The following is a 23,318-nucleotide window of genomic DNA, read 5'->3' on the forward strand; positions in this document are numbered from 1 at the left end:
CGTTCACTTCCTTCTGAAATCTTCAGCTTCTTCCGTCTTAAATAGACAGTTCTTTTGAAAGCTGATACATGTTTGGTTCAACAGTATGTTTTGATTCTAAAATTTCTATAATATCATGGTCTACAAGCTTGTTGTTTTGTATACCTACGCAGCGTCCGCCTTTTCCTTTAAGCAGAAGCTCAACCGCGTAAGCGCCGAGGCGGCTTGCAAGAACCCGGTCAGAAGCGCTTGGAGATCCGCCGCGCTGGATGTGCCCTAAAACGGATACCCGTGTTTCAAGGTTTGTTTCTTCTTCGATGCGTTTTCCGAATTCAACCCCGCTGCCTACCCCCTCAGCAACGATGATGATACTGTGTTTTTTGCCGCGGTCATGCCCTCTCTTCAAACGGCCGATAATTTCCTCCATATCGTAGTCCGCTTCAGGGATTAAAATGGATTCCGCTCCGCCTGCAAGACCTGCCCATAAAGCAATGTCGCCTGCATGGCGTCCCATCACTTCAATAACGTATGTACGCTCATGCGACGTAGCTGTATCACGGATTTTATCAATCGCATCAATTACGGTGTTTAACGCCGTATCAAATCCGATCGTAAAATCAGTTCCCGGGATGTCATTATCTATCGTACCCGGTACACCTACACACGGAAACCCGTGTTCCGTTAATTTTTTCGCACCCATGTATGAACCGTCTCCGCCGATGACGACAAGACCTTCAATGCCGAGTTTCTTTAAATTTTCGATTCCTTTTTCACGGCCTTCAACTGTTTTGAATTCAGGACATCTGGCTGTATACAGCTTTGTCCCTCCGCGGTGGATGATGTCACCGACCGAACCCAGTTCCAGTTTCTCTATTTTTCCGCTGATTAATCCTGAATAACCGTTATAAATTCCGTAAACTTCTACATCGTGATAGATAGCTTTACGCACAACCGCTCGCACCGCTGCGTTCATCCCCGGGGAATCCCCGCCGCTCGTTAATACTCCTATACGCTTCATTTCCTATTCACCTCAGCAACATATATATGTTAAACATATCATGATCATTGCCCTAAAACAATGAAAAGGGACGCCTGAGCTCCCATGAAACCTTACCTATTATACAATTAAATAAACTGTTTTTAAATAAAATTTAAGGAATATCACAAAAAACACAAAAAATAAACGTGAGCCATAGGCTTCACGTCTATTCAGTTTGCCCCGATATATTGATCCTCAACCGAAACTTTTCCGATGGCTTTGTATTTTTCGTAGCGCTGTGAGATCAATTCTTCGGCGTTCAATGGGAGAAGAGATTTTAATGTTTCTTTTAGGATGCCGTCAATGTAGCCCGCCTGCTGCTTGATGTCATGGTGAGCTCCGCCCTTCACTTCTTTAATCATATTATCTATAATTCCTAATTCTAATAAATCGGGCGCAGTAATCTTCATGGTTTCAGCCGCTTTTTTGGCAAGGCTGGAATCTTTCCACAAAATGGACGCGGCTCCTTCAGGAGAAATAACGGAATACGTCGAGTTCTCCAGCATCAGCATGCGGTTGCCCACACCTAATGCAAGCGCCCCTCCGCTGCCGCCTTCGCCGATGACGATACAAACGACAGGCACTGTCAGGCCGGCCATTTCGAACAGGTTCTTAGCAATGGCTTCACTTTGTCCCCGTTCCTCCGCCGCTTTGCCCGGATACGCTCCCTTCGTGTCGATGAAGCAGATAATCGGGCGGTTAAACTTATCCGCCTGCTTCATGAGGCGAAGCGCTTTACGGTAGCCTTCAGGGTGAGGCATTCCGAAATTGCGGACAAGGTTTTCTTTCGTGTCTTTTCCGCGCTGATGACCGATGACGGTGACCGGCATGCCGTGATATTTGGCAACTCCGCCGACAATCGCAGCATCGTCTCCGTATGTTCTGTCTCCGTGGCACTCAAAAAAGTCGGTAAACAGGTATTGAATGTAATCAAGGGTCGTCGGCCGTTCGGGAAGGCGTGCGATCTGCACTCTGTCCCAAGGCTTCAGGTTTTTATAAATTTCATCCTGGAGCTTGCTGAGCCGGTCTTCAAGCCTTGCGATTTCAGCGCTTAAATCCATCTCCGAATCTTGGGTGAATTTTTTCAGTTCGGCGATTTTTGTCTGCAGTTCAATCACCGGTTTTTCAAATTCTAATCTTGCAGCCACTCATGCTCACCTCCTGTTTGGTGCATGTCCAGCAGAAATGCGAGTTTGTCTTTCATGTCGTTTCTGTGAATCACCGCATCAAGCTGGCCGTGCTTTAATAAAAATTCCGCCGTCTGGAAATCTTCCGGCAGTTTTTCTCCGATCGTCTGTTCAATAATACGTCTTCCGGCAAATCCGATCAAGGCGCCCGGTTCAGCGAAATTATAATCACCGAGAGACGCGAAACTGGCCGATACGCCGCCAGTCGTAGGGTGGGTCATAACCGAAATAATCAGCCCCTGCTCTTCACTGAACAGTTTCAATGCAGAGCTTGTCTTCGCCATCTGCATAAGGCTTAAGACCCCTTCCTGCATACGTGCGCCGCCGGAAGCGGTAAAGATGATGAACGGGACTTTTTCCTCTTTCGCTTTTTCAATTGCCAGCGTGATTTTTTCGCCGACAACCGAGCCCATGCTGCCCATGCGGAATGTCGAATCCATGATCGCGATCACGGCAGGGAATCCGCTGATGGTCCCTTTTCCGGTAACAACCGCTTCATTCTGCGATGTTTTCTCACGGTCTTTTTCGATTTTTTCTAAGTATCCCGGGAAACCGAGCGGGTTTTCAGATATCATTCCCTGGTTGAATTCTTCGAATGAATTTTCATCCAGGAGGATTTCAATGCGCTGCTTTGCATTCATCGGGAAATGATGCCCGCAGTTCATGCAGACGCGCAGGTTTTTATCTAACTCTTTTGTGAGCATGATTTTTTTACATTTGGGGCACTTTGTCATAATGCCTTCCGGAACATCATGTTTTGCCTGCTCTGACGGCACGGAAGCATATTTTTTCTTTTTTGTGAATATATCCTTTAACAAATGATTACCTCCCTTTTGTGAAGGGTTCTCTTCACTGCATGTCTTCCGATTAGATAGACTTAATAATAACTTTACCGAAACTATTGTACTTTTTTTGTCAAACGGTGTCATCCTCCATTCGACATTTTTTGCTGAAAAGCAGGCGGAAACGGACGGATGACAGACCTTTAAAAGCGTTGCTCAGCCTTATCTGTCAGCGTTTTCAAAAGAAATAAGGATTCTGCTGAAATTTTTTTAAGACCTGCCCTTAAAAAAATGCCAGCAGTCCGTATATTGAACAGCAGCGCGTTGTTTTTCCCAACGCGCTGCCAATTCTTTTTGTGTTATTATTCGCCGATGACCGTAAGCTGTCTTGTTTTTTCAGCCACTTCCTCAGGGTCGACCGTAATTCTGGCGACGCCCGTTTCCATCGCCGCTTTCGCAACGGCTTTCGCAACGGCAGGAGCCACGCGTTTGTCAAATGGAGCCGGGATGACATACTCCGCGCTTAATTCATCCTCTGAAACGAGAGAAGCGATCGCTTCAACCGCAGCTATTTTCATTTCTTCGTTGATATGAGTCGCGCGAACGTCAAGCGCTCCGCGGAAGATTCCAGGGAATGCAAGTACGTTGTTGACCTGGTTCGGGAAGTCAGAACGGCCTGTTCCGATTACGCTTGCGCCGGCTGCGCGCGCGTCTTCAGGCATGATTTCCGGATTCGGGTTGGCCATTGCGAAAATAATCGGATCTTTCGCCATGCTTTCCACCATTTCTTTTGTCAAAGCGCCTTCGACTGATACGCCGATAAAGACGTCTGCATCTTTAATGACATCCTGCAGCGAACCGTCATTGCGGTCTTGGTTTGTAAACTTGGCCACTTCGTTTTTCACCGCATTCATGCCGGCAGGACGCCCTTCGTAAATGGCTCCTTTAGAGTCGCACATCACGATATCGCGAACGCCGAAATGGTAAAGAAGCTTGATGATCGCGATGCCTGCCGCTCCCGCTCCGTTTGCCACAACTTTAATGGATGACATGGATTTTCCTGATAATTTCAGCGCGTTTACAAGTCCGGCTACGGTTACGATGGCAGTACCATGCTGATCATCGTGGAAAACCGGAATGTTTGTTTCTTTTTTCAGGCGCTCTTCAATGATAAAACAGTTCGGCGCTGCGATATCTTCAAGATTGACACCGCCGAATGTCGGTTCAAGCAGCTTCACCGTGTCGATGATTTTGTCCACGTCGTTTGTGTTGAGCGCGATCGGGAATGCATCCACGCCCGCGAAGCTTTTGAACAGAACCGCTTTTCCTTCCATAACCGGAAGTGAAGCTTCAGGCCCGATATTACCGAGACCGAGAACCGCTGATCCGTCTGTTACGACTGCTACCATGTTCCCCTTCATTGTATAATCATATACTTTATTTTTATCGTCATAAATCTCTTTACAAGGCTCAGCTACCCCCGGAGAGTAGGCAAGGCTTAAATCGTCCGCATTTCTGACTTCCACCTTTGCTTTTGATTCAAGCTTTCCTTGGTTTACTTTGTGTAAATGTAACGCTTCTTCTCTTAATGACATGCTAAACACTCCTTTTAAGTACTTTGTTACATATTCTGCCGCATAGACTGGTACAATCTCTGGAGGTGAAAAATTTCAGAATCTTTAAATAAGATAGCACAATTGTTTCAATTGTATAACAAAACCATTGTTGTTACCACTATTTTAACACGACGTTTTCGCGGCCCAGCAGCTCTTTTAAACGGTATAACGCCTGATGGTCCGCCTGAATATGAAAGGTGTCGGGCAGCCTGATGGTCTGCTTGTCTTTTTCATAATACAGATAAACGCCGGTTTCCCCTTTATGCTCCAGTAAAATACGCTTCATCTTTTCCAAAAACTCCTGATTGTGCCGGCTGCCTTCGATTTTGATGTAAACAGACGGCGCTCTGTCTGTCTCCGTCTCCTCAAGGAGAGAGGCGGATGACATGATGAATTGGGTCTTCTCCTGCCGCTCTTCCATTTTTCCGGCGGCGAATAAAAGCGCGCCTTCTTTTAACAGCGGAGACAGCCTTCTGTATTGGTCAGGAAACACGACGGCTTCCATTTCTCCCGTTTCGTCGCTTAATGTGAGAAACGCCATATGCTGACCTGTCTTTGTCCGAATCGTTTTGATGCCTGCGAGTAAAGCGCCGATCGACAGCTGCCCCTTAGGCGCCTGACGCGCTTTTGCGATCGCTTGCGCACCCCGTTTTTTCAAGAGATCCCTGAAAGCGGACAAAGGATGGCTTGAGAAATAAACACCGAGAGCTTCTTTTTCAAACCGAAGCTTGTCCACGAGCGGAAATTCCTCAGCCTCGACATATTTTGGCTTAATGGAAAACGATTCTTCCAAAAACAATCCCATTTGGTCATCGTCTGCACGAAAAAGTTCAGCGTGCTCTAAAGCGACATCAACGGAGGCCAGCAAGGAGGCGCGGTTTTGATTGAATTCGTCCATGGCGCCAGAAAATATAAGGGCTTCAATTGTTTTCCGATTCACGCTTTTTGCAGGTACGCGAAAGCAGAAATCGAAAAGATCCTCGAACGGTTTATGTGTTCTTGCTTTATAAATATCTTTCACTGCCGAGACGCCTACGTTTTTCACGGCCCGCAAACTGTATCTGACGGCTCCGTTTTCCGGCGCAAACGGAAAACCGCTCTTGTTTATTGACGGCGGAAGAACTTGGATCCCGCTCCCCTTCGCTTCATGCAGATATTGCGATATTTTGTCCTCATTGCCGATGACGCTCGTCAAAAGACCGCACATAAAATATAAAGGATAGTGCGCTTTTAAATAGGCGAGCTGATAGCCGATCATGCTGTATGCGACAGCATGGCTTCTGTTAAATCCGTAGTTGGCGAATTTGACAATCAGATCGTAGACCTCGTTTGCAGTGACTACAGAATACTCCTTTTTTAAGCACCCTTCAACAAAATGGCTTCGCTCTCTGTCCAGAATGTCCTTTTGCTTTTTACTGACAGCCCGTCTGAGCAGATCCGCTTCACCTAATGAAAACCCTGCCATCCGCGAAGCGATCATCATAATCTGCTCCTGATAGACGATGACGCCATACGTATCACTGAGAATATTTCTTACATCCTCATGCGGCACTTCCACACGCGCCCGCCCGTGCTTCCGATCGATAAATAATGGAATATTTTCCATCGGCCCCGGTCTGTAAAGCGCATTCACCGCGACAATGTCTTCAAGCCTCGACGGCTTCAAACGCTTCAGCACGCTCCTCATCCCTGATGATTCCAGCTGAAAAATGCCCGTCGTATCGCCGTCTGACAACAGGGAGAACGTTTTTTCATCCTGGTAAGAAATCTCGGAAAAATCAATTTTCGTATTCGTCTCTTTTTCAATCATCGTTTTAATGGATTCAATAAGCGTCAGGTTGCGCAAACCTAAAAAGTCCATTTTCAAAAGACCCAAATCTTCCAAGTGATCCATCGCATACTGCGTTAAATACACGCCGTCATGCCCTTCTTGAAGAGGGACAACTTCAGAAAGCGGATCTTTACTGAGAACAACGCCGGCCGCGTGTGTTGACGTATGCCTCGGAAGACCTTCAATTTTCCTGGCGACCTGAAACACTTTATGAAGAACGGCGGATTCAGACAGCCGCCTGTTCAGCTGAGCGGACTGCCGCCTCGCTTCCTCAAGCGTCATTCCCGGCTTTGACGGAATCAGGCGGGCAAGCTGGTCAGCTTCTTTCGGACTGATTCCGAACACTCTCCCGGTGTCTCTTAACGCCGCCTTTGCGGCCAATGTTCCGAAGGTGATAATCTGAGCGACGTGCATGGCCCCGTACTTATTTTGTACATACTGAATGACCTCATCCCTTCTCGTATCTGGGAAATCGATATCAATATCGGGCATGCTGATCCTCTCCGGATTAAGAAACCTTTCAAACAGCAGAGAATGTTTCAGCGGATCCACGTCTGTAATGAAAAGAGAGTAAGCGACAAGCGAGCCTGCCGCAGATCCTCTTCCCGGGCCTGTCACAATGCCCTTTTCATGCGCGTACTTCATAAAGTCCCATACGATGAGAAAATAATCACTGAATTTCATGCGTCTGATGACGTCCAGCTCATATTCAAGCCGGCGGACGGCGCGCTCATCAGGAGTGCCGAAACGGAGACGCAGCCCCTCGTGACAGACTTCCGCCAAATAATCATCGGCTGATTTGCCGTCCGGCGCCGGAAAAGACGGAAGGCGTGTCTGTCCGAGGCTGACATCGACCCGGCATTGCCCGGCAATACGTGCGGATGCTTCAATCGCTTCCGGATGCTGCGTGTAAAGCTCCGCCATCTCTTCAGGCGGCCTCAAGTGTAAATCCGGCAGATTCCCGTTCTGATCCTCCCATTTCTCACCGGCTTTAATGGCGCACAGACAGCGGTACGCATCTTGATCTTCTTTCTTGATATAACGGACATCCCCCGCAGCGCAGACTGGGATTTCCGTCTCGGCTGACAGGCGGAGAATATCTTCCGATAACGTCTCATGACCTTTGAACGGCTGGTATCCTAAATAAAAACGGCCTTCTCCGAACAGTTCCCGGAATCCTTCGGCAGCTTTGACCGCTTCTTCAAATTTCCCGGCTTGCAGCAGACTTTCAATGTACCCGTTTTCACCGGGTGTAATGGCGATCAGCCCCTCATGATAGCTCTTCATCCATTTTCGCTTCATGCCGCCCTTTGCTATGGATTGCAGCGCACTTGAGATTTTCAGTAGGTTCTGATAACCGGTGTTTGTCTCCGCCAAAAGAACAAGCGGGCGTGCTTCAAGTTCCGTTTCGTCCGTGTATATAGAAGCCGTCAGACCGATAATCGGCTTTATTCCGTTTGACTTGCATGCTTTATAAAACTCAATGGCGCCGTACAGCACATTTTCGTCCGTCAGCGCCAATGAAGAATAACCGAGCTCCTTCGCTTGTGTAACAAGATCTTTTACAGAAGCGGCGCTGTTTAACAGGCTGTAGCCGCTATGTACTTGCAGATGAACAAAAGACAATGCCGCCACTCCTTTCCATATACGTTCATTTTGCCTTTCTACATTATAAGACGGGTTTTCTTAAGAAACAAATGTTCTTTTTTGACTCATCATCATACTTGTCCGCTTTGCTCAATATGATAGAAAAGTGAGGTGGTGTATATATGGATCAGGAAGCCGGCTTTATGGCGAATTTTATCAGCAGTTATTTTATCGCCCTCGGCGTTTTGCTCGGCGGAGCGCTCATCGGCGGCGTCGGAGCTTATTTATCAGGCGAGCCTCCGCTTACGGCGATTACAAAATTGGCGAACAGGCTGAAGATCTGGGCGCTTGTCGCGGCCATCGGAGGAACATTTGACGCCGTATACAGTTTTGAGCGGGGGCTGTTTGAAGGCAACACGCGCGACATCTTCAAACAGCTTCTATTAATTATTTCAGCGATGGGCGGCGCGCAGACCGGCTGGCTGATTGTGTCATGGCTGGCTCAGGAGAATATGCCTTCATGAGAATTCCCGAGTATTATAAAAAACCGGGATGGCAGCGTTTTTTTGCGGGAATGATGTGCGGAGCCATCGTCAGCTGGCTGTTCTTTCTGTTTACATACGGAACGTTTCAGGAAGAACAGGTGACGTTAATTGAAAAACAGCGGGAGCACGCACGGGATTTGAAAAACCAGATCTCCATCTATCAGAAAGATCTTCATAAATTAAATGAGGATAATAAACAAAGACTGCTTATCCAAAGTGTTGATGTGAAGCTGATCAATGGGGAAAAATACAGAATCGCCCAGCCTGATAAGATGAAATTTGAAGAACAGGTGAAAGATGATATTTCTGAAGTCATCACAAAGGATATTGAGAGCGTGTATAAAACAAAGGAGCTTTTAAAACGGACGATTGAAAACAAGGTGTACACCATAAATGAAAAGGAATATAAAGCTCAAGTAAAGGAACTGACGATTTATACGAGATTGTCTGTCGAAATTCATATTTCTTTTGCGACGTAATTATGTCATTTTTAAAAAATTTCCATAGATCTGTCGCTTTTTTCTCCGCTTTTTTATAAACTGTAAATGAGACATTTTCAATGATTCTGAAGGGAGGAAGGGAAAATGGAGGTTTTTAGTGAACGCCGCCTGGCAAAAGATCATGCAGACCGAATCAGAAAAGGCTATTCCGCATATGCAGAAACAGACACACTCGCTTCCCTCATAAAAAAAGAACTCCAAATCGCTAATCTCCGCGTCTACGAAGACCTGACTGAATTCGGCTGCTGGTTCATCCCCGTGACAGATGAACACTAAGAAAGAGGGTCTCCCCTCTACTTGTGTTCGTTACATATCTCTTCAAGATCAGCAAGAATCGGACCGGTTTCATCCCAGCTGAAGATGGATGCGCCGGCTGCAAGCGGATGTCCGCCGCCATTGTATTTCCGGGCAATTCCGTTGATAACCGGGCCTTTTGAACGGAACCGGACTCTGATTTGGTCGTCTTCTTCTACGAAAAACACCCAAGCGCGAATACCGGAAATGTTTCCGAGTGTTCCGACGAGCTGCGACGCTTCAGAAGCGGTGGTTCCATATGTCTCCAAAATGTCTTTTTTAATGAAAACGGAAGCGACGCCGTTTTCAGACAATGACACATTTTGATAAATAAAGCCATTCAGCTTCACCACATTTAATTTCGTTTCATACAATTGATTAAACAGCTCTGACGATGAAAATGGGAACTCAATGAGCTCTCCCGCGTATTTTAATGTCTTTTTTGTGGTGTTCGGGAATAAGAAGCGTCCCGTATCACCGACGATACCCGCGTAGATCAGCTCAGCTGCTTTCGTATTCAGCTTCCAGCCGTGCTGCTTTCCTTCCAGGTACAGCTCATAGATCATTTCGCTTACGGAGCTTGCATTCGTATCGACCCATAACAGATCGCCATACGGATCTTCATTTGGATGGTGGTCTATTTTCATGAGCTTTGCGCCGGAATGGTAGCGCTGATCGTCGATCCGTGCTTGGTTTGCGGTGTCGCACACGATGACAAGAGCATCTTTGTAGGTTTCGTCACCCACCTCATCGAGGGAATATAAGAAAGACAGGGACGGCTCAGGCTGTCCGACGGCAAAAATATTTTTTTCGGGATACGTTTCCCGCAGGATTTCCGTAAGGCCGCACTGTGATCCGTAAGCGTCTGGGTCAGGCCTCACATGTCTATGTAAGATAATGGTGTCATATAATGATATGGTTCTGATCAATTCGGATTTCATCGTTTTCTCCTTTTGTTTTTATTCATTTAATCATACTCTTTATCCATGGAAAAGGAAAATCTTTCAGCAACGGTATAAACGGTTTTGCAAACTCATATAATGGAGGATTTCATTTATGCTGGTTTTTGTTTTTCTCATCGGGCTTTCTGCCTGCTTTTACGTGTATTACAAAGTAAAAGGCATCCAGACGAAACGGGCGCTGGAGAAGGAATGTTTTTCGGCTAAATCAAGTATGGCGTTAGGCGCGCTGGTGCTTTTGTACGGAGTAAACCAAATGATTCTGTTTCACTCCGTCCTGACCCTCGTCATCGGCGGCGTCTTCATTTTAATCGGAGCAGGCAGCGCATGGGCCGGGTATAAAGCCTATAAGCATTATGAACCCATCCATGCAAAAGAAGCGGAGAGAGACCACGCATAATGAATGTCAAGGGACCGAGATGCGTCCCTTAACTTCTCTCCATCAGCTGCACCATGAGCATCGCTTTTGAAACGATGCCGCTTTGGCTTGACACTTCCACTTCCATTTTTCCGAATTTCCGGCCCGCTTCTAAAATGCGCGGCTTCACTTCAATGACCGATTCCATCTGAACGGGCTTTAAGAAGAAAATCGTAATGCTTTCAATGACCAGCTCGCCGCGTTTGCGGGACCGTAAAAATCGGCTGGCGGCCTGAGTTAAAATCGTCGTAAACACCCCGTAAGAAATCGTCCCGAGCTGATTGGTCATCTGCGGCGTGACTTCATATTGATAGACGGCCGGCGTTTTGTCATCTTCCTCTTCTTTAAATCCCCTTGAAACGATATCATCAAGCTTTTCCCCGACCTGAGGCTGCTTTTGAATCATTTGCAGCGCTTTTAAGACGTCCTGACGGCTGATCATGCCGATCAGTCTGTGGTTCCCGTCTGTCACCGGGAGCACTTCAATTCCTTCCCAAACCATCATTTGAGCCGCTGAGGCGACAGACGTTTTCCCGATGACCGTGACAGGGTTTTTGGTCATTACTTTTTCAATCGGGACTGACCGGTCATGTCCGGCGATATCTTTCGGTGTGAGAATCCCGTGGATTTTCATTTGCCCGTCAATGACAGGAAAGCGGCCGTGTCCGGTTTCATCGTTTTTTTCGTACCATTTCTCCAGCTTATCTTTAGGAGACAGCGTCACTGTCCGATCGGCGGGAGTCAAAATGTCCTCCACGAGCACAATCTCTTTTTTTATGAGCTGATCATAGATCGCCCGGTTGATCATCGCGGCTACCGTAAAGGTATCATAGCTTGTGGAGAGAATCGGAAGCTCAAGCATATCGGCCAGCTCGATAATGCTGTCGTCGGTATTAAATCCTCCGGTTACCAAAACAGCCGCGCCCGCTTCAAGCGCCTGGCGGTGGGCATTGATTCTGTTTCCGACGATTAACAGGTTCCCAGCCGCCGTATAACGCATCATCGCGTCAAGCTCCATCGCGCCGATCACAAACTTATTCAGCGTTTTATGCAGACCGGCTTTTCCGCCGAGCACCTGGCCGTCTATCACATTGACAACCTCGGCGTATGTCAGCTTTTCGATATTTTCCTTTTTCTTCTGTTCAATCCGGATGGTTCCCACACGTTCAATAGTGGAAACGAACCCTTTATTTTCGGCTTCCTTAATGGCTCTGTAAGCCGTTCCCTCACTGACTTTCATTTCTTTCGCAATTCTTCTGACCGAAATTTTTTCACCGACAGGAAGCGAATCTATGTACGATAGGATTTGTTCATGCTTTGTTGCCAAGCGTTTCACCTCTAAGGACAGTCTTCTGCTTTTATTATAAGGGCACGGGGGATTCATTCGCAATGAGACGCCCGAAAAAAGGCGTCATCACAAAAAGACCTTCTGAACGTTTGGTTCAGAAGGTCTTTGACACATATGTCAGGCAAGCTCAATGGTCTCGCCGACCGCCATGACTTTACCGACGCCTCCGGGCAGACTTTCAGCGAAAGCGTCAGGGTCCTGTTCAATGACAGGGAATGTATTGTAATGAACGGGAACGACCTGTTTCGCTCTCAGCCATTCAGCCGCGAGTTTTGCATCTTCAGGCCCCATGGTGAAGTTATCACCGATCGGCAGAAACGCCAGGTCAATGTGATTCAGTTCCCCGATCAGTTTCATATCTGAGAACAGCGCCGTGTCGCCGGCGTGGAAAATCGTTTTGCCGTCAATCGTTAATAAAATCCCGGCCGGCATCCCCGTGTATGTGATGGTTTTGTTTTCTTCATCAGTGACCGCCGATCCGTGGAACGCCTGTGTCAGTTTCACTTTGCCGAAATCAAATTGGCGCGCCCCGCCGATATGCATCGGGTGGACGTTTAACCCTTTAAAGCCGAGATAAACGGCCAGCTCGTTCGGCGCAATAACGAGTGCGTCGTTTTGTTTGGCGATCTGCTCTGTATCTCCGACATGGTCATTGTGTCCGTGAGTAAGCAGAATGACGTCCGCTTTCACTTCTTCCGGCTTCAGATTGGTCAGACTGTTTCCGGTTAGGAACGGATCGAAAATAATGTTATGGGTTTTCGTTTCCACTTGAATGACAGAATGTCCGTGATAAGTCACTTTCATCGTTTTCACCTCATAAAAAATTAATATTTATCAAGTTCCCTTTTTGACAAACGAAAAAACTTACAGGGATTGATGCCTGTTAATCACATTCAGCCCGCCTGTTGCTTCTATGACCGTTCCGGTGACAAGATCGGAATCCTCTTCACATAAGAAGGCGATGATTCTTGCAATGTCTTCTCCGGTTCCGGACCTCCCGATCGGCGTGTTTTCTTTCCCGATTTTCCGTCTTGCTTCTTCTATAGACGCTTCTTTCATATCTCCTACGATATCACCCGGGCAGACCATGTTGGCCGTAATGCCTGATTCGGCTTCTTCAATCGCGATTGTTTTCGTTAACGAAGCCAATCCGACTTTAGCCGCTCCGAAAGCGGAACGGTGAAGCCAGCCGGGGGCATGATCTGCGCCTTGGAAGCCGTATGTAATAATCCGGCCGAAGCGCTGCTGTCTCATTACCGGGATAACCGCTTTAAACAGATGGAAAACGGCGCTTAAATTGCCTTCAAGCATGCCATACCATTCGTCATCAGAGTAATCGGCAAGCTTTTTGCGCTCAAATATGTACGGCCCGGCGTTGTTAATCAGTATGTCAATTCTTCCAAACCGCTGAAGGGCTGCATCGGCGATCCGCATGAGATCTTCTTTTCGGGTTACATCGCCCTTAACGAATTGCAATCTGTCATGACACCGGGGATAATCAGCCTTCAGACAAGCGACGGCTTCTTCGTCCTGTCTGTAATTCACTGTGACCGAAAAGCCTTTTTCCAGCAGCATTTCAGTCACTTTTCGGCCCAATCCCTTCGTGCCGGCAGTGATTAGAGCATGTCGCACATTGAATACCCTCCCCAAGCAACGTTGCCGCTTCAATAAAATAAAGTCGTTTCTCCCTCTACTTTACTATAAACAAGCGGCAATATCACTTTTTTGCACTTCATCCGCACGAAAAAAGCCGCCTTTACAGACAGCTTAATTTTCCGAAGGGGCTGAGGCTTCCTCCAGACCGACATAACCGCTTTGGTATGCCTCTGAGATGAGCCGGGCCGTTTCTTCACTTTCTTTTTCATCATAGATGTAACGGTCTTGTTCTTTGCGCATTCCTTCTACCTCCCATCATTATAGATGTAGCGTGTCTGATATGACGGGAAAATATGAAGGAAATTTTAGCAAATTAAACGCCGGCGCAGGCTTTTGCTTTTACGAGCGCCTGTTTTACCTGCTGAAAGCCCGTTCCGCCGGCGCTCATTCTTTTTTCAACCGCATGATGCGGATCAAGCACGGTATAAATATCTTCTTCAAAGAGACTGCTGGCTTGAAGGAATTCTTCAAATGGCATATCACTTAAATAGATTCCTTTTTCAATACAGCTGTACACAAGCTTGCCGACCACTTCGTGCGCTTCTCTGAACGGCATGCCTTTTTTGGCTAAATAATCGGCAAGTTCCGTCGCGTTTGAAAAATCTTGTTTTGTCGCCTGTTTCATAATGTCTTTGTTTACGGTCATTGTTTCAATCATGCCCGTAAAAATCTGAAGGCTTCCTTCAACGGTTTTCACCGTGTCAAACATACCTTCTTTATCTTCCTGAAGGTCTTTGTTGTATGCGAGCGGGAGCCCTTTCATAATCGTGAAAAGCCCCATCATATCACCGTATACGCGTCCGGTTTTTCCGCGGATCAGCTCCGCCATGTCCGGGTTTTTCTTCTGCGGCATCATGCTGCTTCCCGTTGCGTACGTATCATCCAATTCAATGAATCTGAACTCCTGCGAGCACCATAGAATGATTTCTTCTGAGAAACGCGAAAGGTGCATCATCAGCATGCTGCTGCTGCTTAAAAACTCGAGAATAAAATCTCTGTCGCTGACCCCGTCAAGACTGTTCTCATAAATGGAGTCAAAACCGAGCAGCTCCGCCGAATAGCTGCGGTCTATCGGAAACGTCGTTCCGGCAAGCGCCCCGCATCCGAGAGGCGATATGTTAATCCGCTTCAGCGCGTCACGGAAACGCTCTTTATCCCGTTCAAGCATCCAAAAATAGGCGAGCAGATGGTGGGCGAAAGAAATCGGCTGGGCCCGCTGCAAATGGGTGTACCCCGGCAGAATGGTCTCGACATTGGCCTCTGCTTTTTCGATCAGCGCTTTTTGGAACTGTTCAATCAGCCCGATGATATGGGAGACATGATCTTTCAAATATAGATGCATGTCTGTCGCCACTTGGTCGTTCCGGCTTCTGCCTGTATGGAGCTTTCCGCCGAGCGGTCCGATTTCTTCAATCAGCATTTTTTCAATGTTCAAATGAATATCTTCATAATCAACAGAGAATTCAAGCGTTCCTTCCTCAGCTTTTTGCAGGAGGGTCTGCAGCCCTTGACGGATGGCGCCTTCTTCTTCCTCCGTCAGAATGCCGCATTTTTTCAGCATTGCCGCATGAGCGAGAGACCCTGTAATATCCTCTTTGACTAAGTTTTGGTCGAATGTGATGGATGCGCCGAACTCATCGACCCACTTTTCCGGTGTTTTTTGAAAACGGCCTCCCCAAAGCTTCTTCATGCTTCAATCTGCTCCTTCTTTTTCACAATGCTGTTTACTTTTGTCGGCAGTCCCCAAAGCTCGATAAAGCCGATTGCCGCATGATGGTCAAACGCATCGTCTTTTGTATATGTCGCAAGTTTTTCATCGTAGAGAGAATATTCCGACTTGCGTCCTTCTACAATGGCATGGCCTTTAAACAGCTTGACGCGCACAACGCCGGTGACGTGCTTTTGGGTTTCTTTCAGGAATGCAAGCAGCGCGTCTTTTAACGGTGAGAACCATAAACCGTTATAAATGATTTCAGACAGTTTTTGTTCAATTGCCGGCTTGAAGTGAGCCACTTCTTTCACTAAAGTCAGATCCTCAAGCTCTTTGTGAGCCGTAATCAAAGTCATTGCGCCCGGGCATTCATAAACTTCACGGGACTTAATGCCGACCAGGCGGTTTTCGACATGGTCAATCCGGCCGATGCCGTGTTTTCCGGCAGTCTCGTTCAGCTTGAGAATCAAATCAGCAAGCGGGTAGGATACACCGTCGATTGAAACCGGCACACCGGCTTCAAATGCGATTTCGATGATTTCAGGAACGTCCGGCGTATTTTCTAGAGATGCTGTCAGGTCATATGCCCCTTCAGGCGGCGCCGCCCACGGGTCTTCTAATATACCGCATTCATTGGCGCGGCCCCACAGATTCTGGTCGATGGAATAAGGGCTGTCAAGATTGATCGGAATCGGTATGCCGCGGCTTGCAGCGTATTCAATTTCTTCTTCACGCGACCATTGCCACTCACGGACCGGAGCGATGACCTCCAGATCAGGGTTTAATGATTTAATGGATACTTCAAAACGAACCTGATCATTGCCTTTTCCTGTACAGCCGTGCGCCACGGCCACTGCGTTTTCCTTTTCCGCGACTTCAACGAGTTTTTTCGCGATTAACGGACGGGACAGTGCAGATACGAGCGGATACTTGCCTTCATACATTGTATGAGCCTGCATAGAAATAAGCGCGTACTCTTGGGCGAATTCTTCTTTTGCATCAATCACGTACGAATTTACAGCGCCTACTTCCAGCGCTTTTTGCTGAACGAATGCCAAATCCTTTCCTTCCCCTACGTCTAAGCAGCATGCAATAACATCGTATCCCTGTTCTTGCAGCCATTTTATCGCTACAGAAGTATCAAGACCTCCTGAGTATGCCAATACAACCTTTTTCTGTTCTGCCATGTTAAAAGCTCCTTTTGTATAAAAATTAGTTTTAATTAATAAAAATGCATTTTGTATGTATACACTGTAACAAGTAAATTTTGTTTTTTCAAGCTTTTTATAAAAAAAACTCCACCCATTTTTTTGAGCGGAGCAAAGCCTTTTTATACATTTATAAGTCTTTTCGGATCTCCCGGAGCACATGGGGCAGTTCAGGAATAATCAGTTTCTTCATGGCAAGCTTGACGGCGCCTGAGGAGCCCGGCGTGCAGAAGACTGCGGTATTTTGGATCACGCCCGCTGCCGCTCTGGACAAAATGGCCGCGGAACCGATGTCCTCCGTATAGCTCAGCATGCGGAACAGCTCGCCGAATCCCGGGAGCTCTTTTGAAAACAGCGGCGTGACCGCTTCAATGGTGACATCCCTTTCGGCAATGCCCGTCCCTCCGTTTAACAGCACCGCATCTGTATATTCATCCATACAGCCGGATAAAACGGCTTTCTGCAATTCACCTTTCTCATCTTTTACGATGTCATAAGCGATCGTCTCAAATCCCGCTTCCCTGATGAAATCCATCATGACGCGCCCGCTTTTATCGGTTTCTTTCGTTCTCGTGTCGCTGACTGTGATCACTTTGCAGCGCACCGCTGACGGGGCCTCCTGTTTATGTTCATGCACACTCATTGTTTCACCTCATCATTTATGTACTAAGCATATCGTAACGTTTGGCGCTTCGGCATTCAATAGAAAAGCACATCCTTTAAGGATGTGCTTTTTGTCGATCATTATTGTGCAAGGCGGACAACGTCGCGCGCGATCATGACCTCTTCATCAGTCGGAATAATGATGACTTTGACAGGAGAGTGCGGGTAGCTGATAAACGCTTCCTCGCCGCGCACGTTGTTCAGCGCAGGGTCCCAATAAACGCCCATGAATTCTAAGCCGCGAAGCACGCGTTCTCTGACTTCAACGCTGTTTTCACCGATACCGGCAGTGAAAATAATCGCGTCAACCCCGCTCATTCTCGCAGCGTAAGAACCGATGTATTTATGGATTCTGCTTGCGAACACTTCAAGCGCCGTTTCCGCTCTTTCGTTGCCTTCTTTTGAAGCTTCCACGATATCGCGAAGGTCACTTGAGAAACCGGATATGCCAAGCAGTCCGCTCTTTTTATTTAATGTATTTAATACTTCATCAGCCGTCTGATTCGTTTTTTCCATAATGTACGGAATCAAGGCAGGGTCGATGTTCCCTGAACGCGTTCCCATCGCAACACCCGCAAGCGGTGTGAAGCCCATTGACGTATCAATTGATTTTCCGCCTTCGACTGCTGCGATACTTGCTCCGTTACCCAGGTGGCAGGAAATCAGGCGCAAGTCTTCAAGCGGACGGCCGAGAAGCTCAGCTGCGCGCTGTGTCACGTATTTATGAGATGTGCCGTGGAAACCGTATTTGCGGATGCCGTATTTCTCGTAGTATTCATACGGAAGGCTGTACAAGTAAGATTGCTCAGGCATCGTTTGGTGGAACGCCGAATCAAATACTGCAACCGCAGGTACATCCGGAAGCACTTCTTTAAAGGCTTTAATGCCGACGATGTGAGCCGGGTTGTGAAGCGGCGCAAGTTCTGAAATCTCTTCAATCTCACGGATTGTTTCATCCGTAAGCAAAACAGAATCGCTGAATTTTTCTCCGCCGTGAACAACACGGTGGCCGATTCCGTCAATTTCATTTAAATCCTTTATAATACCGAATTCAGTCAGCTTGTGAAGCAGCATCTTCACCGCGACCGCATGATCCGGAATATCTGTCACTTCTGTATTTTTTTCGCCGTTAACAGAGATTGTGAAAACGCTGTCGGCAATACCGATTCGTTCTACTAAACCTTTTGTTAGCACCTTTTCTGAAGGCATTTCGAATAGCTGAAATTTTAAAGATGAGCTTCCTGCGTTAATTGCAATAATTTTAGACATAAATGACGCTCCTATCAAAATTCTTCTTCGTTTGTTTCGTTCTTTTTTCCCAGACCGTAACTGCAGTCCAAAAAATATCTGACTTTTTCATTTAAACATTGTCAACTCAGCATTTCAAGTCAACATCCATATTGGTACCGCTTACAAAATGAAGTCGTTATTTTCTGATAAATCCGCACTGTGCCAAATGGACGGCTCGGTCTTACGGAATGTTATGTTCTTTCCTTAAGTTGTGTCAGCACCCTGATATCCATTCATTTTCAAAAGCAAAAAGCAGTGCGGGATTTTGCGTCCCACCCTGCTTTTTCGCCATTATTTTTCTTTTTGAATCCATTGATCCAATTTTGCCATCATCTCACGCATCGCCTGCTGGTTCGCGAAGGAAGGAAGGTTGGCCAGAAGCGTTTGTTTCGGCGGCTTTGCGCCTTCACCTTTTTTCTGCAAAATTAAAATGCTCTTTGCCTGCGCTTCGTCTTTAAACAGAGTAGCCGGCAGCTGAAGAAGGGCGTTGATATACACTTTTTCCGCAAAAAACCGCTTCAGTTTATCGCTTTGGGCGCTGTCAAACAGATGGTTCGGAATCATAAAAAACAAGTATCCGCCCGGTTTTGTATGCTTGACGCTCTGCTCAATGAATAAGTGGTGGGCAAATGAGTGGCCTTCATCCGCTTTCAGCTCAAACGCTTCTGCGCCTTCGTCATTCGGATAATAGCCGACCGGCAAATCGCAGAGGACCGCATCAGCCGGTTCGATAAATAACGGCTGAAGACTGTCCTGGCAGAACAGCTCCATTTCTTTTTCCTGCAGATTCGCCTGGGCATAAGCGATCTTCAGAAGGACATCATCGATTTCAATGCCGAAGCTTTTTGCCGCTTTGTCAGAAAGCTGGTTTGCCGCGGTCAATAGAAGGTTTCCGGTGCCGCAGGCGGGGTCCAGCAATGTCAGGCCTTTTCGGCCGCCCGTAAATGTATTCACGAGGTAACTGATGAAAAGGCCGATCGTATCAGGCGTCATCTGTCTGTTCGGATGGGATTTATCTTTCAATCCTTTTAAAATGGCGAGCTGGAACGCCTTGCGGATCCATTCAGGCTCCCATTGTTTGAAGTCTGCTTTCGCAAGCAGGCTGTTAAGCTGTTCGGTTTGTTTTTCCTGAAGCCGAAGCTGTTCGGCCGTTTCGAGAAAATACATCTCTCCCGCTTCCGCAAGCCCCTCAATATAAGACAGCTGAAGGCCTTCTGCTATTACTTGGGCGGCTTCATCTAAAAGTTCATAAATCTGACCGACATGGTCGTGTTGCATGCTGTTTCCTCCTTGCCATGAAAAGAGCTCCGCGGCAGCACCCGGAGCTCTTTTTCTCTCTTTACTTGATTAACGCTTTTGCAGCTTCGATAGGCTTTTCATAATTCGGGTGGTTTGTCGCTTCGCTTACGTATTCCGCATAAACGACTTTTCCGTCCTGATCAAGAACGAATACGGAACGCGCCAAAAGACGAAGTTCTTTGATGTAAACACCGAATGCTTCACCAAATGACATCTCTTTATGATCCGATAATGTTTCAACTTTGTCGATTCCGTTCGCTCCGCACCAGCGCGCTTGTGCAAACGGGAGGTCGGCGCTGATTGTATAAACGTTCACATCGCCGAGTTTTGCTGCTTCTTCGTTGAAGCGGCGCGTCTGCGCGTCACATACGCCTGTGTCAATGGAAGGAATAACGGATATGATCGTTACTTTCCCTTTCATATCTGCTAATGTCTTCTCTTCTAATCCGTTTGTCAAAACCGTGAAGTCAGGAGCTTGGTCACCCGGTTTCACTTCTTGTCCGATCAGCGTCACGGCTCCGCCTTTAAATGTAATCTCAGCCATTCTGATTCCTCCCTTATCTATGTATAGCTCTATCATAGTCGAGTTTTATGCAAACTGCAAAGGTTATGCCGCATCGTAAAAAAAGCTAACTGCGGGCGGCAGTTAACTTTTCTGTTATAAATCAATATCCGTTCTTTTTTGGTTCCGGCCTTTTTCATTTTTTTTAAACATATGCTGGATGCGTTCAATCGTTTGAGGCGCGGAGTCTAACAGTTTATCAATCAAATGGGTGTTCTCGTCTAAATGAAGCATACGCACGCCGTTTGTTCCGACAATCAGAAACGCAATCGGCGTAATGGATACTCCGCCGCCGCTTCCGCCGCCGAACGGGAGCTTCTGCTCTTTTCTTTCGTCGTCCTCGGTTCTTTTTTCAGCCGGTTTTGCTCCAAACTCGCTTCCGCCCGCCGCAAATCCGAAGCCGACCTTTGAAACCGTTAAGATTACGCTGCCGTCAGGCGTTTCAACCGGATCACCGATGATTGTATTCACGTCGATCATTTCTTTCAAATTTTCCATAGCGGTTTTCATTAAACCTTGAATGGGATGGTCTGCCATGTGCGCTCCTCCTTAAACTGATGAATCATTCTTTGAAGCAACCGGAACCGGCTGTTTCTTTCGTATGATAGAAAGTCCGTTCCGCCCGTATTTGAGCAATTTGAAAGCTGCACCTATAAGATGTCCAAAACGAAAAAAGAATATACACTGCAAATGCGTCTTGGATGCAGGCACTTGAAAAGACGGAATGACTTCGCACACCGGTTTATGTATAAAACGCAGATGGTCATACAGCAACGCCGTAATGCCTCCCTTTACGGCCCACAAGCCGCCGGCGGCGATTCCCGTAACGGCGGCGTCCTTTATTCCGATAACCGTCACCCATTCGAACTTCGTCACGCGGACTCCCGCAAGAAATGAGGCGCCGATTTGACGCATTCTGACGACCTGATGCAGAATCATTTCTATTCTGTGAATGGTCTGTTTGACATCTTCATATGTGATTTTTTTCTTCTCTTTTTGCTGACCCTTTATTTTAGATTTTGTGTCTTGCTTGACATCAATTGACGCATCTTCGCTGTTTACTTTAATAACGGGCAGCGTTTTTTTAAAACGGATCAGCCCGTATAAGGCAGAGAGTTTAAACGTCATTTTGTCGTTATCTTTATCATGCAGATATTCGAAAGTCAGATGGATTTTCATCCTCATGAGCAGCCAGAACAAAATGAGAATGAGAATAACAGCTGCTGCGGCATATCCCATAAGCTTCACTTCCTTAGCTGCATTATCGCCAAAACCAAAAAAAATAAACCCGGATGTTTATCCGGGTTTATTGCTTTTATTTGCGGTACAGTGCTTCGTGAATCACCGTTGTGTCGGCGATAAGATCATGAATTCCCTGCTTCTTAGGCGTAAACGCAATGACAATATAAAGAATCCAGATTTTATCAATATAACGCCCCACTGCTTCCCTGAAAATGACGGTGCCCCATGTCAGCGGTTTTCCGGGCGTCAAAGAAGTGACTTTTAACCCGAAGACCATTTTGCCGAGTGTCTGATGAAACCATTTTGTCATGAACACAAAATAGGCAAGGTAGACGATCAAAGTTGTGACGGAATAGGCTGAGATTGTAAACATTCCGCTTGTTTTCGGTAAATTCATCAGCGTGAACACCGGTGAAACGATGAGATGGTTAAGCCCCCAGATCACCAGCCAATCGAGAAGAAACGCCCAAAACCGGATCCAAAAGCCCGCGTAAGCCGGGTCGAGCGTCCCCTGTTGTTCGGCTTCCTCTTCTTTGCCGTGAAAGCCTTCGTAAGTTGCGTCCATTCTTTCTTCCCCCCTACTTTGCATAGAGATACATCATCCGCGGCGAACCGGATTGCGAAATAAGCTCTTTCATATTCAGAAAATCAATTTCGCTTTTAAACATTTTCGCTGCGCTCATGGAAAAGAGCGAGCCTAATCCGAATCCTTCCTCATACGTGATGACTGAAGCGTTTTTCATATTTTTATGGTCCTTTTTCATCGCGCTGATCGTATCATCGTAAAAACCGAGATCATCAACGAGGCCGATTTTTTTCGCTTGTCTGCCGTCGTAAACACGGCCGTCGGCAATTTTTTTCACATCTGCTTTTGACATGTGCCGGCCTTTTGAAATGACATTGACAAACCCTTCATACGAATCATTGACCATCGTCTGCATGATCTTTCTTTCTTCTTTCGTCATGTCGCGGGTCGGTGACATGATGTCTTTATGCGCGCCGCTTTTGATGGTTTCAAACTTGATGCCGAGTTCATCAGCGAGCTTAGAATAATTGACGCTTTCCATGATGACGCCGAGTGAGCCGGTGAGCGTTTCCGGTGAAGCATAGATTTTATCAGCGGCCGTTGAGATGTAGTAGCCTCCCGATGCCGCCATGGAGCCCATGGATACATAAATCGGTTTCTTCGTTTCTTTCTTTAGTTCTTCCAGTTTTTTATGTATTTCCGCGCTTTCGTATACGCCTCCGCCTGGGGAATTGATTTTCAGGACAATCCCTTTGACGCTTTTATCTTCTTTCGCACGCTCTATTTGTTTTAAAAATGATCTGTGATCATACCCGCCTGAGCTGAGCAGGCCTGCGGACTCCCCGTTATCCTCAATCGTGCCGTCCACTTCAAGCACGGCGATTTTACTGCCGGGACTTCCCTTATCAAGCGTCACTTCCTCTGTGTCATCTGTCAGGGATGCAAAGTCAGACCCTGTATCTCCGACATTTTTCAGCACCCCGACAGTCACACTTGCAATGACTGATACGCCGAAAATGCCGATAGCGATGACGAGCGCAATCCATCTTTTTGCATTCATTTGTTCTGCCTCCTTT

At 47.0% G+C, this 23,318-nt stretch carries 24 protein-coding genes; 4 read left to right on the forward strand and 20 right to left on the reverse strand.

What is annotated here, in order from left to right; all coding sequences use genetic code 11:
• Positions 1–37 precede the first annotated feature (37 nt).
• The 5 genes from pfkA to dnaE form a co-directional block, all read right to left on the reverse strand.
• Positions 38–997, reverse strand: coding sequence for a 6-phosphofructokinase (gene pfkA, locus ICW23_RS13770; protein WP_003152443.1), 960 nt, complete (start codon positions 995–997; stop codon positions 38–40).
• A gap of 191 nt (positions 998–1,188) precedes the next feature.
• A complete protein-coding gene (gene accA, locus ICW23_RS13775) occupies positions 1,189–2,166 on the reverse strand; it encodes an acetyl-CoA carboxylase carboxyl transferase subunit alpha (protein WP_016938600.1) in 978 nt (325 codons plus the stop codon).
• Positions 2,151–3,023, reverse strand: coding sequence for an acetyl-CoA carboxylase, carboxyltransferase subunit beta (gene accD / locus ICW23_RS13780; RefSeq protein ID WP_016938599.1), 873 nt, complete (start codon positions 3,021–3,023; stop codon positions 2,151–2,153). The genes accA and accD overlap by 16 nt, the downstream gene beginning before the upstream one ends.
• A 326-nt stretch (positions 3,024–3,349) precedes the next feature.
• Positions 3,350–4,582: an NADP-dependent malic enzyme gene (gene ystJ, locus ICW23_RS13785; RefSeq protein WP_016938598.1), complete on the reverse strand. Its 1,233-nt coding sequence runs from the start codon at positions 4,580–4,582 to the stop codon at positions 3,350–3,352.
• A gap of 139 nt (positions 4,583–4,721) precedes the next feature.
• On the reverse strand, positions 4,722–8,060 hold the full coding sequence (gene dnaE / locus ICW23_RS13790) for a DNA polymerase III subunit alpha (protein ID WP_188154634.1): 3,339 nt from the start codon (positions 8,058–8,060) through the stop codon (positions 4,722–4,724).
• A gap of 143 nt (positions 8,061–8,203) precedes the next feature.
• On the opposite strand from dnaE, the gene ytrH reads away from it, so the two are divergent.
• The 3 genes from ytrH (at position 8,204) to ICW23_RS13805 (ending at position 9,342) form a co-directional block, all read left to right on the forward strand.
• Positions 8,204–8,545, forward strand: coding sequence for a sporulation membrane protein YtrH (gene ytrH, locus ICW23_RS13795; RefSeq protein WP_016938596.1), 342 nt, complete (start codon positions 8,204–8,206; stop codon positions 8,543–8,545).
• Positions 8,542–9,045 (forward strand): sporulation membrane protein YtrI, encoded by a 504-nt coding sequence (gene ytrI, locus ICW23_RS13800; RefSeq protein WP_016938595.1) that lies wholly within the window; start codon positions 8,542–8,544, stop codon positions 9,043–9,045. Before ytrH ends, ytrI begins: the two co-directional genes overlap by 4 nt.
• Positions 9,046–9,150: 105 nt before the next feature.
• Positions 9,151–9,342 (forward strand): YtzJ family protein, encoded by a 192-nt coding sequence (locus tag ICW23_RS13805; protein ID WP_095241500.1) that lies wholly within the window; start codon positions 9,151–9,153, stop codon positions 9,340–9,342.
• Positions 9,343–9,359: 17 nt separating this feature from the next.
• Here the strand turns inward: ICW23_RS13805 and ICW23_RS13810 are convergent, their stop codons facing one another.
• Entirely contained in the window at positions 9,360–10,301 is a 942-nt protein-coding gene (locus tag ICW23_RS13810) for a DHH family phosphoesterase (RefSeq protein ID WP_016938594.1), read from the reverse strand.
• 115 nt (positions 10,302–10,416) lie between these two features.
• On the opposite strand from ICW23_RS13810, the gene ICW23_RS13815 reads away from it, so the two are divergent.
• The gene (locus ICW23_RS13815) at positions 10,417–10,719 is read left to right on the forward strand and encodes a YtpI family protein (protein WP_003152434.1); all 303 of its coding nucleotides are present in this window, start codon (positions 10,417–10,419) and stop codon (positions 10,717–10,719) included.
• 28 nt (positions 10,720–10,747) lie between these two features.
• Here ICW23_RS13815 and ICW23_RS13820 read toward each other — a convergent pair whose 3' ends face one another.
• From ICW23_RS13820 to sppA, 14 genes are all read right to left on the reverse strand, one after another.
• Positions 10,748–12,064, reverse strand: coding sequence for a CBS domain-containing protein (locus ICW23_RS13820; protein WP_045926836.1), 1,317 nt, complete (start codon positions 12,062–12,064; stop codon positions 10,748–10,750).
• Positions 12,065–12,202: 138 nt separating this feature from the next.
• The gene (locus ICW23_RS13825) at positions 12,203–12,889 is read right to left on the reverse strand and encodes a metal-dependent hydrolase (protein WP_016938592.1); all 687 of its coding nucleotides are present in this window, start codon (positions 12,887–12,889) and stop codon (positions 12,203–12,205) included.
• Positions 12,890–12,949: 60 nt separating this feature from the next.
• Positions 12,950–13,717, reverse strand: coding sequence for an SDR family oxidoreductase (locus tag ICW23_RS13830; protein ID WP_016938591.1), 768 nt, complete (start codon positions 13,715–13,717; stop codon positions 12,950–12,952).
• Between the two features lie 135 nt (positions 13,718–13,852).
• A complete protein-coding gene (locus ICW23_RS19110) occupies positions 13,853–13,981 on the reverse strand; it encodes a hypothetical protein (protein ID WP_014470818.1) in 129 nt (42 codons plus the stop codon).
• 73 nt (positions 13,982–14,054) lie between these two features.
• Complete coding sequence (argH, locus tag ICW23_RS13835) at positions 14,055–15,431, reverse strand: argininosuccinate lyase (RefSeq protein ID WP_188154635.1); 1,377 nt, start codon at positions 15,429–15,431, stop codon at positions 14,055–14,057.
• Entirely contained in the window at positions 15,428–16,639 is a 1,212-nt protein-coding gene (locus ICW23_RS13840) for an argininosuccinate synthase (RefSeq protein WP_016938589.1), read from the reverse strand. The genes argH and ICW23_RS13840 overlap by 4 nt, the downstream gene beginning before the upstream one ends.
• Before the next feature lie 151 nt (positions 16,640–16,790).
• A complete protein-coding gene (locus tag ICW23_RS13845; protein WP_016938588.1) occupies positions 16,791–17,303 on the reverse strand; it encodes a MogA/MoaB family molybdenum cofactor biosynthesis protein in 513 nt (170 codons plus the stop codon).
• Positions 17,304–17,404: 101 nt separating this feature from the next.
• Complete coding sequence (locus tag ICW23_RS13850) at positions 17,405–18,592, reverse strand: acetate kinase (protein WP_016938587.1); 1,188 nt, start codon at positions 18,590–18,592, stop codon at positions 17,405–17,407.
• Between the two features lie 312 nt (positions 18,593–18,904).
• Positions 18,905–19,891, reverse strand: a complete 987-nt coding sequence (locus ICW23_RS13855) for a class I SAM-dependent methyltransferase (protein ID WP_188154636.1) — start codon at positions 19,889–19,891, stop codon at positions 18,905–18,907.
• A gap of 61 nt (positions 19,892–19,952) precedes the next feature.
• Positions 19,953–20,456 carry a thiol peroxidase gene (gene tpx, locus ICW23_RS13860; RefSeq protein WP_007408050.1) on the reverse strand — a complete coding sequence of 168 codons (504 nt, stop codon included), beginning with the start codon at positions 20,454–20,456 and terminating at the stop codon, positions 19,953–19,955.
• Positions 20,457–20,570: 114 nt separating this feature from the next.
• Positions 20,571–21,011, reverse strand: a complete 441-nt coding sequence (gene ytfJ, locus ICW23_RS13865; RefSeq protein WP_016938584.1) for a GerW family sporulation protein — start codon at positions 21,009–21,011, stop codon at positions 20,571–20,573.
• Positions 21,012–21,023: 12 nt separating this feature from the next.
• Entirely contained in the window at positions 21,024–21,713 is a 690-nt protein-coding gene (locus ICW23_RS13870) for a DUF2953 domain-containing protein (RefSeq protein ID WP_045926832.1), read from the reverse strand.
• Between the two features lie 76 nt (positions 21,714–21,789).
• The gene (locus tag ICW23_RS13875; RefSeq protein ID WP_045926831.1) at positions 21,790–22,281 is read right to left on the reverse strand and encodes an RDD family protein; all 492 of its coding nucleotides are present in this window, start codon (positions 22,279–22,281) and stop codon (positions 21,790–21,792) included.
• 13 nt (positions 22,282–22,294) lie between these two features.
• Complete coding sequence (gene sppA / locus ICW23_RS13880; RefSeq protein WP_016938581.1) at positions 22,295–23,302, reverse strand: signal peptide peptidase SppA; 1,008 nt, start codon at positions 23,300–23,302, stop codon at positions 22,295–22,297.
• Between the last annotated feature and the right edge of the window lie 16 nt (positions 23,303–23,318).

Origin of the sequence: Bacillus sp. 1021 (genome assembly GCF_014534735.1) — a bacterium.
In the GTDB taxonomy this organism is placed as follows: Bacteria; Bacillota; Bacilli; order Bacillales; family Bacillaceae; genus Bacillus; species Bacillus siamensis.

Bases quoted from the DNA above. Each gene is read 5' to 3' on its own strand.
- ICW23_RS19110 (WP_014470818.1), bottom strand. From the start codon at position 13,981: ATGCGCAAAGAACAAGACCGTTACATCTATGATGAAAAAGAAAGTGAA.
- ytfJ (WP_016938584.1), bottom strand. From the start codon at position 21,011: ATGGCAGACCATCCCATTCAAGGTTTAATGAAAACCGCTATGGAAAAT.
- ystJ (WP_016938598.1), bottom strand. From the start codon at position 4,582: ATGTCATTAAGAGAAGAAGCGTTACATTTACACAAAGTAAACCAAGGA.
- tpx (WP_007408050.1), bottom strand. From the start codon at position 20,456: ATGGCTGAGATTACATTTAAAGGCGGAGCCGTGACGCTGATCGGACAA.
- ICW23_RS13810 (WP_016938594.1), bottom strand. From the start codon at position 10,301: ATGAAATCCGAATTGATCAGAACCATATCATTATATGACACCATTATC.
- pfkA (WP_003152443.1), bottom strand. From the start codon at position 997: ATGAAGCGTATAGGAGTATTAACGAGCGGCGGGGATTCCCCGGGGATG.
- ICW23_RS13875 (WP_045926831.1), bottom strand. From the start codon at position 22,281: ATGGACGCAACTTACGAAGGCTTTCACGGCAAAGAAGAGGAAGCCGAA.
- sppA (WP_016938581.1), bottom strand. From the start codon at position 23,302: ATGAATGCAAAAAGATGGATTGCGCTCGTCATCGCTATCGGCATTTTC.
- ICW23_RS13845 (WP_016938588.1), bottom strand. From the start codon at position 17,303: ATGAGTGTGCATGAACATAAACAGGAGGCCCCGTCAGCGGTGCGCTGC.
- ytrI (WP_016938595.1), top strand. From the start codon at position 8,542: ATGAGAATTCCCGAGTATTATAAAAAACCGGGATGGCAGCGTTTTTTT.
- ICW23_RS13870 (WP_045926832.1), bottom strand. From the start codon at position 21,713: ATGGGATATGCCGCAGCAGCTGTTATTCTCATTCTCATTTTGTTCTGG.
- ICW23_RS13855 (WP_188154636.1), bottom strand. From the start codon at position 19,891: ATGCAACACGACCATGTCGGTCAGATTTATGAACTTTTAGATGAAGCC.
- ICW23_RS13805 (WP_095241500.1), top strand. From the start codon at position 9,151: ATGGAGGTTTTTAGTGAACGCCGCCTGGCAAAAGATCATGCAGACCGA.
- ICW23_RS13840 (WP_016938589.1), bottom strand. From the start codon at position 16,639: ATGGCAGAACAGAAAAAGGTTGTATTGGCATACTCAGGAGGTCTTGAT.
- ICW23_RS13825 (WP_016938592.1), bottom strand. From the start codon at position 12,889: ATGAAAGTGACTTATCACGGACATTCTGTCATTCAAGTGGAAACGAAA.
- ICW23_RS13850 (WP_016938587.1), bottom strand. From the start codon at position 18,592: ATGTCTAAAATTATTGCAATTAACGCAGGAAGCTCATCTTTAAAATTT.
- ytrH (WP_016938596.1), top strand. From the start codon at position 8,204: ATGGATCAGGAAGCCGGCTTTATGGCGAATTTTATCAGCAGTTATTTT.
- ICW23_RS13815 (WP_003152434.1), top strand. From the start codon at position 10,417: ATGCTGGTTTTTGTTTTTCTCATCGGGCTTTCTGCCTGCTTTTACGTG.
- argH (WP_188154635.1), bottom strand. From the start codon at position 15,431: ATGAAGAAGCTTTGGGGAGGCCGTTTTCAAAAAACACCGGAAAAGTGG.